This is a genomic window from Intestinirhabdus alba (assembly GCF_009711095.1).
GTDB lineage: Bacteria > Pseudomonadota > Gammaproteobacteria > Enterobacterales > Enterobacteriaceae > Intestinirhabdus > Intestinirhabdus alba.
Genome location: NZ_WMJZ01000001.1, coordinates 329,242 through 339,869, shown reverse-complemented (window position 1 = coordinate 339,869; position 10,628 = coordinate 329,242). Strand labels below are relative to the sequence as shown.

The following is a 10,628-nucleotide window of genomic DNA, read 5'->3' as shown; positions in this document are numbered from 1 at the left end:
GCATTGATACGGCTGGCCGCGTAGCCGTCGTTATGCTGAGTGCCGATGGCCATCTGCGTCGTATCGGCCATGTTAATGGCCAGATCGCCCGTCAGATCGATCCGGCTTCCGGTCACGGCGTAAACGCCCCGGCTTCCCGCCGCGCCGGTGATGGTCAGATCCTCGCCGGTAATCACCCCGCCGCCCAGCGCCCACAGCCCCAGGGCCAGACTACCGTTGCGATCGACGGTAATATCGCTGTTTTTGAGATTAACGGTAGCGCCGGTAAACTGTGCCGAAGCGCCGTAGGAGCCGCCGGAGAAAACCGTATTCCGCTTATCCACCGTGCCGAAATAGTTGAGAGTAGTGTTCTGACCGTTAGCCACCAGCCCGCCGCCCCGGGCTGCGGAAATGTGGCTGTCCGCGCCAATATCAGCGGTGCCTTCGCGTACTTCAATGCCGTTAGCGCTATTGCCAGTGGTTTTTACCGTCAGCGCTTGCGCCGTAACCTCACCAAAACTCCAGATACCGTGCGCATCCGCGCCGCTGGTTTTAATCAGGCTGCCGCTGCCCAGATCGACGATAGCGTTATTTTGCACATTGATACCCAGGGCATCATCGCCCTGGGTATCAATGGACAGCGCAGTGGCGATAAAGCGTGCCGGGCCGTTGGCTGCCGTGCCGTTCAGGCCGTCGACATAAACGCCGTGGCTGCCACGTCCATTTGTTTTAACGGTGCTGCCGCTGCCCAGGTCAGCGCTGCTGCCGTAGTCGGAAATAGTTAACCCTGTGCCGCTGTCGCCGATTGTTTCAATAGAAAGCCTGTCGGCCACCAGCGTCGAAGCGGTATCGATCACCACCCCTGCCGTCATCGAACCAGCCGTGCTTACAACCTTAATCCGGCTACCTGTCCCCAGATCGGCATACGCATTTTGGCCGAATATATTCAGGCCAATTGCATTTTTACCGTACGCTTCGACAGTCAGGCCGTTTGCCGTTAAAACGCTACCAGCGCCTTTAATCTCAACCCCTTTCGCGTACAGGGTCGGGTCGGAAGCAATAACGGTAACGTTATTACCAAGATCAATGGTGCCTGTTTCACCAAAGGGATTCAGTACGCCATAAAGGCTGGCCGAAGTTTCGCCCTTGTCGGCAACAATACGCACGTTATCATTGACCGCTATGTTGGCACCGCTTTGACTACCTATATCAGCCGCCTGCGCCTGGGGGAGGAAAATACTCCCGCTCAGACTCAGTAAACCCGCATGCGCCAACCCGCGCCGGCGGAAGGCTTTCTTAAATTTATCCGTTTCAGTTCCCTGGGATACCCTGTTATGTAATTTCAAGTCCATACTCCCTTTCCATGACGAGATTACAAGCCAGACGGCCATAATGGGTGTAATATGGCCGTACTTTTCCTGCTAAAGATTGAGGGCTTTTTTACCTGCCGGGCAGCGCCCGACAAGAGACGCAGCGTTTTGAATGCCCGTCCGGACCTATTAAGGTGAGCGTAGCGAGCTAATCCTTACGAGCTACATATCTGTAGGGGGCACACTCCTGTGCCCCGGTTAAACATCGCTGCGCCAGACCCTTTAATACATCCGTTACCTGCGCGATTAAATCTTTCCGATAGCGTCAGAAAGTTTTATTTTATTCACCCTGGTATTGTCTGATAAATATAGGGCAGAGTGATATATACCCGTCATACTTCAAGTTGCATGTGCGTTGGCTTCGGGTTACTCGTCTCATCCATGAGACTCGCCCTGACGGGCCGCCGCTGCGCGGCGTTCAAATCTGCTCCAGGCAGATTTGTCGCTCACCCCGGTCACTTACTCCAGTAAGCTCCTGGGGATTAATGAGAGACAGCCTGCGGCTGTTCAAAACACGCTGCGTTTTGTCCTGCAACTCGAATTATTTAGGGTATAAGCCAGTTATTATCTGAAAACTTATCGCCCGATAGTCAGATCAATAATACTCACGAGTAAAGCCCAACCGGCGTCGGCAGCGGCAATTAACAGAAGTTGAAGCTAATGCCCGGTCCCGGTACAGAGTGTGGGCTCTGGAACAGCCTGCCACCAGCGGATAACTCGCAGTCTCGCAAATTACTTAAAAGGCATCAACCTGTTTTTCCCGGATTAAGTAGATGTTAAATGCGCAAATTCCACGCGCATAAGCAAGATCTCATTCACATTAAGATCCAGGCCATTACGCCAGCCCCCCCCTGTTTTGATATTTTCCTTTATTAATTTGCCATTGGGCAGGCGCGCAGACGGCACTATTACCCGGCGTCTCCGTAAGCCTCTCGCGGAATATGCCCGTCACCACTGCCCCGGCAAGGCGATTATTGGCAAGATTTTTAACGGATACATTCTCAGCCTTCCAGCGTTAACCTGCGCTATTCCTGGCTACATTTTCAGATTCACTCACCTGCAATATCCTGGATCGCAAGCTTGCTTAACTTACTTTTTACCCCACCACATAATAAAGCGCACGGGATTACAGGGTGCGGTAAACGGGCGTAAAAAAGCCGACGATAAACGCCGGCTCAGGTTGTTGACGAAGAGGGAAAAAACGTGGTTTTTCCCTCTTTGTGGTTAGCCGCCGAAAATCAATGAATTGATTTTCCCTGTTTATTTTTGTGGTGATTATGGCCGAACGAGTTCGGCCTGGGGTTTGTCATCAGTCTCAGCCGACGATAAACGTCGGCTGTGTTTCACACCGCTGGCGCTACTGGCGGCGGGCTTTCACCGCCTCAGAGAGCTGGCGCAGCAGCGACTCCGTATCGTCCCAGCCGATGCAGGCGTCGGTGATGCTCTTACCATAAACCAGCGGCTCGCCGCCGTCCGGATTCTGGTTACCCTCCACCAGATGACTCTCTACCATCACGCCGATGATCGCCTTCTCGCCGCCCGCCACCTGGCGACAAACGTCGGTGCAGACGTCCATCTGCCTTTTAAACTGTTTGCTGGAGTTGGCGTGGCTGAAATCGATCATCACCTGCACGGGCAGACCTGCCTTCCCAAGCCCCGCTTTAACCTCCGCGACGTGCTTCGCGCTGTAGTTCGGCTCTTTGCCGCCGCGCAGGATAATGTGGCAGTCGCCGTTGCCGCTGGTGTTGACGATGGCCGAATGCCCCCACTTGGTTACAGAAAGAAAGCAGTGCGGCGCACCCGCGGCATTGATTGCATCAATGGCCACCTTGATTGTGCCGTCCGTTCCGTTTTTAAAACCGACCGGACAGGAGAGGCCGGAGGCCAGCTCGCGGTGCACCTGCGATTCGGTAGTGCGCGCGCCGATGGCCCCCCAGCTCATGAGATCGGCCAGATACTGCGGGGTGATCATATCCAGAAACTCGCCCGCGGCCGGTAGCCCGCTGTCGTTGATATCCAGCAGCAGCTTGCGGGCGATGCGCAGGCCGTCATTAATCTGAAAGCTACCGTCCATATGCGGATCGTTAATCAGCCCTTTCCAGCCCACGGTGGTGCGCGGCTTTTCAAAATAGACGCGCATAACGATTTCCAGCTCGCCCTTCAGGCTTTCGCGCAGCGCCAGCAGGCGAGCGGCATACTCTTTTGCCGCCGCCGGATCGTGAATTGAACACGGCCCGATAACCACCAGCAGACGATCGTCACTGCCTTTTAAAATTTTATGGATCGCCTTCCGGGCGTGGGCCACCGTATTGGCCGCGTTCTCGGTGGCCGGAAATTTTTCCAGCAGGGCGACAGGGGGTAATAACTCGTTGATCTCTTTAATGCGTAAATCGTCGTTCTGATAATTCATCTCTGTTCCAGCGTTGCCATATTTATATTAATGAATGCAATCCCTCCAATCTATCTCTTCAGTCAGGAAGTGTAAACGTGATTTTACAGTTCCCCCAGACTAATCCTGGAAACCGGCAAAAAAACGCCAGATGGTCGCGAAAAACAGGATCTGACCTACAATTTTTATCTGTAAACGCTCTGTTTATTCTCTTTTTCAAGATTCCGTGCTGACTTACAGACAACACACAGAATCTTCAACCATCGCCCGGCGACTTCGCTGGCTTATGCACCGCGGAAAGACGTTGTTCGACTCTCACATGACAGGAGCACCGTATGAAAATGACTAAACTGGCAACCCTATTCCTCAGCGCCACCCTCAGCCTTGCCGGCGGTGCCGCGCTGGCCGCCGAAACCGGCGCTGAAACGAATAACGGACAGGCAAACGCCGCTGCGGAAGCCGGACAGGTAGCACCAGACGCCAGGCAGAACATAGCGCCGAACAACGTTGATAACAACGATATCAACGCCGGTGGCGATCTGCACCATTCAGACGGCACCTCCACCAATAATGACGCTATGAGTAAAGATGAGATACATAAAAATACGATGTGTAAGGACGGTCGCTGCCCCGACGTTAATAAGAAAACACAATCAGGTAACGGCACTAAAACCGACGGCACCACCCAGTAACGAAAAGCATCATCCGGGCGGGAGGGCGATGGCCCTCCCTTTTATTTAACCGGCAGGATGTCATACAGTTAAGAGGTTAACCACAACGGACTGACGCTCATGGCACATTCACCCTCCAGCAACACCGATTCCACTCCCATTGATAATAATGCCCGCCGGCTGCTGTTAGCGTTCTGCGTCACCGCCGGGTTTATGCTGCTTGAGGTAGTCGGCGGCCTGATCTCCGGCTCACTGGCGCTGCTGGCGGACGCCGGACATATGCTCACCGACGCGGCGGCCCTGCTGTTTGCCCTGCTGGCGGTACGCTTTGCCCGGCGGCCACCGACCCTCAGACATACGTTCGGCTGGCTCCGTCTCACCACGCTGGCCGCTTTCGTCAACGCCATCGCGCTGGTGTTGATTACCGGTTTAATCGTCTGGGAAGCGGTTGAACGTTTCCGTGTCCCCCGCCCCGTTGCCGGAGGGCTAATGATGACGATTGCGGTCTGCGGACTGCTCGCCAATCTGCTGGCCTTCTGGCTTCTGCACCGGGGTAGCGATGAAAAAAATCTAAACGTCAGGGCCGCGATGCTTCACGTCTTCGGCGACCTGCTGGGATCGGCCGGTGCCATCATCGCGGCGCTGATTATTATCTGGACAGGCTGGACGGTAGCAGACCCGATTCTTTCCATTCTGGTCTCGCTGCTGGTGCTGCGCAGCGCCTGGCGGCTGCTGAAGGAGAGCGTAAACGAGCTGCTGGAGGGCGCGCCCGCCTCGCTGGACGTTGCCGCCCTGGCGCGTCATCTGAACCGGGCGATCCCTGAGGTACGCAACGTGCACCATGTACACGTCTGGATGGTGGGGGAAAAACCGCTAATGACCCTGCACGTACAGGTGATCCCACCGCACGATCACGACGCGCTGCTTGAGCGCATCCAGCACTTTCTTAATCATCATTATCAGATTGCGCACGCCACCATTCAGATGGAGTATCAGCGCTGCAGCGGGCCGGACTGCCGCCTCAATCAGGCGTCGTCCGGCCATGTTCATCATCACCATCACTGACGGGAGAGCGCGCGGGAACCTCTTTCACGCGCGCTGTTAATCCACATCCGGCTACCGTTCAGGGCAATAAAGGTGAGAATCAGATACTCCAGCGACATCGCGTATACGCCCTGCAGGGCAAAAATAACCACGCTGATAACGTTGATTGCTACCCACAGCAGCCAGTTTTCCACATATTTGCGGGTCATCAGGATCATCGCCACCACCGACAGCACCATCATGCACGAGTCCCAGAAGGGGAAGGCGTCCGGTTCCAGCACGGGCATCGAGACCGCCAGCCCCATCGCCTGCATCATGCTCACCGCCGCGTGGGTCAATATGGCGAAGACCGGATCGATAAACGCCGTCATCAGACCAATCACCACTACGCAGACCACCAGCCATCCCAGCGCCTTCGACGCAGGGAGCCAGCGAATTTTCAGCGCCGCCTCGTTACGGTCGGTCTGCCGCGACCAGGCGTACCAACCGTAAATATTCGCGCCAAAGAAAAAGAGCTGCAGCAGCAGGCTGGCGTAGAGCTGAATTTGAAAAAAGATAATCGCAAACAGCGTGACGTTGACCAGGCCGAAAAAGTAGTTACTGATTTTCTCCATGCTGGCCAGCCCGATACACAGCAGCCCGGCCAGCGTACCAACGGCTTCGATCCACGACAGATCGTAGCCACCGGCCCCAAACGGAATATGCACCAGGATATTCTGCGTACTGAAAAAATCCATCTTGACTCCCCAGAGCGTAATGTGACGCGAAGTGGTTGTTAAAGCACGTAGTGTAGCCGCAAATTCCGGCATACGGTTTTTGCCCTTTTCCGCCGGGGCGGGATTAAAGATAAGTGCTGTCGACTCATCCTCCCGTAGCCCATCCATCGCTAACGACCTGCGCGGCCATGGCTGGCAGTCCCGCTTCCCTGGCCGATATCCTGACAGCGCTTCGGATGCTCGTTCAGCTCTGCGATAGCGCTGAAGCAACGTCCCCTTCGGCGCGTGCTTTGACCACAGCACAGGTATCCGTAGTCTGGCCAGGCGACAGGCGTGGCAAAACCTGACGAAAGCAAATAAATGACCGCGCGGCCCGCCGGATGTTTTTCATATTTAACGAAAAGACATATTAAAGCATTTTTGTGGCTAAGTTAAATTAATTTTGTTTTGTATATTAAACAAAGCGGAAATACCATAAAAAAAAAACGCTTGCTTTTATATTGTCTCCACCTGCGGCGGGGCATGTTGCCGTTTAGTTTGTCAGAAGTGGCGTGATGGATGGATCGGCAAAGGCGTCTATAGGGGCAATGGGCCAGATGAAATAAACCGGAAAACGTCATCGTTGAAAGGTATGGAGCGCCAAAGGCGTCGCAAGCGCCTTTTAGGTCGGTGCTCGTGCTCGCCCTGCGGGCCGTCGCCGCAGGCGGCTCCGTTGTCTCACTTCGTTCGACCCGAACCTGCTGCAGGCTGCCTCGTCTCCTCCTGAGACTCGCCCTGCGGGCCAGCGCTGCCGCGCCGGGCAAAATTGTTCCCGACAATTTTGTCGAATCATTAATATCGCAGATAGCAAAAAGGCACCTTTAGGGTGCCTTTTTACACTGGTGGGTCGTGCAGGATTCGAACCTGCGACCAATTGATTAAAAGTCAACTGCTCTACCAACTGAGCTAACGACCCCTTATGGGATTTACTGCTTTGTCCGTTCAGTAACGCTGGTTTACACAGAAGCTGAACCGTTCTCGCTTGCCTCACGCCTGAAGTCGCCATTATCCGAAGAATGGTGGGTCGTGCAGGATTCGAACCTGCGACCAATTGATTAAAAGTCAACTGCTCTACCAACTGAGCTAACGACCCCTTGCGGGATTTTACTGCTTTGCCTGGTCAGGCAACGGTGGGTCACACAGAACGGAGCTGAACCTGCCTCGCTCTCTTCACACCTGAACTCTCTTTTATCTGAAGCATGGTGGGTCGTGCAGGATTCGAACCTGCGACCAATTGATTAAAAGTCAACTGCTCTACCAACTGAGCTAACGACCCGGTGGTGGGTGATGACGGGATCGAACCGCCGACCCCCTCCTTGTCAGGGAGGTGCTCTCCCAGCTGAGCTAATCACCCGATACTACGCTGGAAAACCGCTTCCAATTTAACCAACAGAACCTGCAGAGTGGTCGGATACGCCTCTATAGAGCGCCGCTACGGATGTAACGTTATCCTTTACACGCTGTTCTCATTTCTGCCTGAAAAAATGGTGGGTCGTGCAGGATTCGAACCTGCGACCAATTGATTAAAAGTCAACTGCTCTACCAACTGAGCTAACGACCCATTTTTATGCTGCTTTCGGGGAGCGCGATATCCCGTGGCAACGGCGGCATATATTACTGATTTAAGATTTCAGCGCAACAAAAATTTTGATGCAGATCGCTTAACTGCCCAGGAATCACACGACGCGACCAGAAATAATACGTTTCCTGGTCGCATGCTGAACGTTACAGCGCGCCAAGGCGTTTTTGCGCCTGCCTGGCACCGTCGGTGCCGGGATATTTGGCGATAACCTGCTGATAGACTGCTTTCGCTTTCGCGACATCGCCTTTGTCCTGCATAATAACGCCGACTTTAAACATCGCGTCCGCGGCCTTCGGCGATTTCGGGTAGTTCTTCACCACCGAGGCGAAATAGTACGCCGCATCATCTTTTTTCCCCTTATTGTAGTTCAGCTGGCCGAGCCAGTAGTTGGCGTTTGGCTGATAGGTTGAATCAGGGTACTTCTTGATGAAATTCTGAAAGGCCACCAGGGCGTCGTCCTGGCGGGACTTGTCCTGCACCAGTGCGATAGCCGCATTGTAGTCGCTGTTGGCGTCACCGCTTTGCACCGGCGCGCTGCTCGTTGCCCCGCCCGCTGCCGGCGCTGACGTTGAGCCTGTCGCCGCCCCGCTTGCGTCCGCAGGCGGCACCGCCGTCGATCCGCCGTTGCCCAGGCTCTCCATCTGCTGCAGGATCTGCTTCTGGCGCTCAATCACCTGATTCAGCTGATACTGATTTTCCTGAATCTGGCCGCGCAGGGAATCAATATCGGACTGGTTATCGGTGAGCTGCTGCTGGAGCTGAGTTAAAAGCTGACTGTGGGCATTAGAAATGCGTTCAAGTTGAGTGACGCGGTCTTCGACCGAGCCTGAGCCGACACTACTGATTGGCGCCTCTGCAAAAGCGGCCCAGGGGGCCGCTATGCCAATCAGTAACGACAGACCCAACAGATGATGTCTGAAGTTACTGCTCATGCCATTCTCTTAGTAGACCAGTACGGCACGACGGTTTTTGGCGTAAGCCGACTCGTCATGACCCAGTACCGCAGGTTTTTCTTTACCGTAAGAAACGATGGAAATCTGGTCAGCGGATACGCCTTTACCCTGCAGGTACATCTTAACGGCGTTAGCACGACGCTCGCCCAGGGAGATGTTGTATTCCGGCGTACCCCTTTCGTCCGCATGGCCTTCTACGGTCACTTTGTAAGAGGGGTTGCTGCGCAGGAAGTTGGCGTGCGCATCCAGCATAGCCGCGAAGTCGGAACGGATATCGTATTTATCCAGATCGAAGTACACGATATTGTTCTGCTGCAGCTGCTGCATCTGCAGACGCGCCTGCTCTTCAGAGGACATGTTACCGCTGCCGTTGCCGTTCGCATCCATGCCCATACCCGTACCGGCACCCATCATACCTTCGCCGCTCTGGTCATTGCTGGCGTTCTTATTGGAAGAACATGCTGCGATTGCCATAACAGGCAGAGCGATCATCAGCCCTTTCAGCACTTTGTTCAGTTGCATTTCAATGATTCCTATATTAATCAATTAATTATTATCACAGATACGGCGACCAGGCAGGCGATTTAACCTGTCCATCGGTTGCCGGAAGACGCGCTTTGAAACGCCCATCTGTAGAAACCAGATTCAGCACGGATCCCATCCCCTGAGAAGAGCTGTAGATAACCATAGTGCCGTTGGGTGCCACACTTGGCGTTTCATCCAGGAAGGTTGACGACAGAACCTGTACGCCCCCCGTTACCAGATCTTGTTTGGCAATGTGCTGCTGACCGCCGTTGGTGCTGACCATTACCATAAATTTACCGTCGCTGCTGATGTCAGCATCCTGATTCTGCGAACCCTCCCAGGTAATACGCTGCGCCGCGCCGCCGTTAACGTTCACTTTATACACCTGTGGACGACCGGCCTGGTCAGAGGTAAAGGCCAGATTCTGGCTGTCCGGGAACCAGGTTGGTTCGGTGTTGTTGCTGCGCCCGTCGGTTATCTGACGAATTTGCCCGGAGGCGATATCCATCACATACAGGTTCAGGCTGCCGGTTTTAGACAGGGCGAACGCCAGCTTGCTGCCGTCGGGGGAGAACGCCGGCGCGCCGTTATGACGCGGGAACGAGGCCACCTGACGCACCGCGCCGTTGGACAGGGTCTGGATCACCAGCGCGGAACGCCCGCTCTCAAAGGTGACATAGGCCAGCTTTGCGCCGTCCGGGGACCATGCCGGCGACATCAGCGGCTGCGAGGAACGATGCACCACGAACGGGTTGTAGCCGTCGTAGTCGGAAACGTGCAGCTCGTAGGGGAACTGGCCGCCGTTAGTCTGCACCACGTAGGCGATGCGGGTGCGGAACGCGCCCTTAATGCCGGTCAGCTTCTCAAACACTTCGTCGCTGGCGGTATGACCCGCATAGCGCAGCCACTGCTTGTTCACTTTATAGGTATTCTTCGCCAGTACCGTACCCGGCGCGCCGCCGGTATCAACCAGCTGATACGCCACGCTGTAAGAGCCGTCCGGATTCGGCGTTACCTGCCCGACCACCACGGCGTCGATGCCCAGCGCTGACCATACGGCAGGCTGCACCTCCTGAGCGGTGCCCGGCTGCTGCGGCAGACGAGCGCGGTCCAGCGGGTTAAATTTACCGCTGTTGCGCAGATCCGCGCTCACGATACCGCCGATATCTTCAGGCGCGGCACCCGGCCCCGCCCACTGGAACGGCACAACGCCGATGGGGCGCGCCGAGTCGTTCCAGTCAGTAATATCAATACTGACCGTCGCGTGCAGCGCTGTCGCCCACAGCATCAAAAAACCCAATGTAACTCGTAATGCCTGCTTCATTGTCTCTCCCTTATCCAGGCGATAAGCCCGCGATAA

Annotated in this window: 7 protein-coding genes, 5 tRNA genes and 1 pseudogene; 2 read left to right on the top strand and 11 right to left on the bottom strand. The window is 55.1% G+C overall.

All coding sequences use genetic code 11. The annotated features are described in order from the left end of the window. Together GJV78_RS01630 and aroG are read right to left on the bottom strand one after the other, a co-directional pair. A pseudogene (locus tag GJV78_RS01630) lies at positions 1-1,331 on the bottom strand (autotransporter outer membrane beta-barrel domain-containing protein); the annotation flags it as partial. Positions 1,332-2,706: 1,375 nt separating this feature from the next. Beyond that, a complete protein-coding gene (aroG, locus tag GJV78_RS01625; RefSeq protein WP_155106666.1) occupies positions 2,707-3,759 on the bottom strand; it encodes a 3-deoxy-7-phosphoheptulonate synthase AroG in 1,053 nt (350 codons plus the stop codon). Between the two features lie 314 nt (positions 3,760-4,073). Here aroG and GJV78_RS01620 point away from each other — a divergent pair, with 314 nt between their 5' ends. Further along, positions 4,074-4,430 carry a YbgS-like family protein gene (locus tag GJV78_RS01620; RefSeq protein WP_155106665.1) on the top strand — a complete coding sequence of 119 codons (357 nt, stop codon included), beginning with the start codon at positions 4,074-4,076 and terminating at the stop codon, positions 4,428-4,430. Between the two features lie 99 nt (positions 4,431-4,529). Further along, positions 4,530-5,474, top strand: coding sequence for a CDF family zinc transporter ZitB (zitB, locus tag GJV78_RS01615; protein WP_155106664.1), 945 nt, complete (start codon positions 4,530-4,532; stop codon positions 5,472-5,474). On the opposite strand, the gene pnuC is transcribed toward zitB, so the two are convergent. From pnuC to tolB, 9 genes are all read right to left on the bottom strand, one after another. Continuing rightward, positions 5,468-6,190, bottom strand: a complete 723-nt coding sequence (gene pnuC, locus GJV78_RS01610) for a nicotinamide riboside transporter PnuC (RefSeq protein ID WP_155106663.1) — start codon at positions 6,188-6,190, stop codon at positions 5,468-5,470. The genes zitB and pnuC overlap by 7 nt on opposite strands. An 858-nt stretch (positions 6,191-7,048) precedes the next feature. After that, positions 7,049-7,124, bottom strand: a tRNA-Lys gene (locus GJV78_RS01605). A 101-nt stretch (positions 7,125-7,225) separates the two neighbouring features. Continuing rightward, positions 7,226-7,301 (bottom strand) — tRNA-Lys (locus tag GJV78_RS01600). 107 nt (positions 7,302-7,408) lie between these two features. Then, a tRNA-Lys gene (locus tag GJV78_RS01595) sits at positions 7,409-7,484 on the bottom strand. 2 nt (positions 7,485-7,486) lie between these two features. Then, positions 7,487-7,562: transfer RNA gene (locus GJV78_RS01590), tRNA-Val, on the bottom strand. A 131-nt stretch (positions 7,563-7,693) separates the two neighbouring features. Continuing rightward, positions 7,694-7,769, bottom strand: a tRNA-Lys gene (locus tag GJV78_RS01585). A gap of 164 nt (positions 7,770-7,933) precedes the next feature. Continuing rightward, the gene (gene cpoB, locus GJV78_RS01580; protein ID WP_155106662.1) at positions 7,934-8,722 is read right to left on the bottom strand and encodes a cell division protein CpoB; all 789 of its coding nucleotides are present in this window, start codon (positions 8,720-8,722) and stop codon (positions 7,934-7,936) included. 9 nt (positions 8,723-8,731) lie between these two features. Then, positions 8,732-9,265, bottom strand: a complete 534-nt coding sequence (gene pal / locus GJV78_RS01575; RefSeq protein WP_155106661.1) for a peptidoglycan-associated lipoprotein Pal — start codon at positions 9,263-9,265, stop codon at positions 8,732-8,734. Between the two features lie 34 nt (positions 9,266-9,299). Further along, on the bottom strand, positions 9,300-10,592 hold the full coding sequence (gene tolB / locus GJV78_RS01570; protein WP_155106660.1) for a Tol-Pal system beta propeller repeat protein TolB: 1,293 nt from the start codon (positions 10,590-10,592) through the stop codon (positions 9,300-9,302). Between the last annotated feature and the right edge of the window lie 36 nt (positions 10,593-10,628).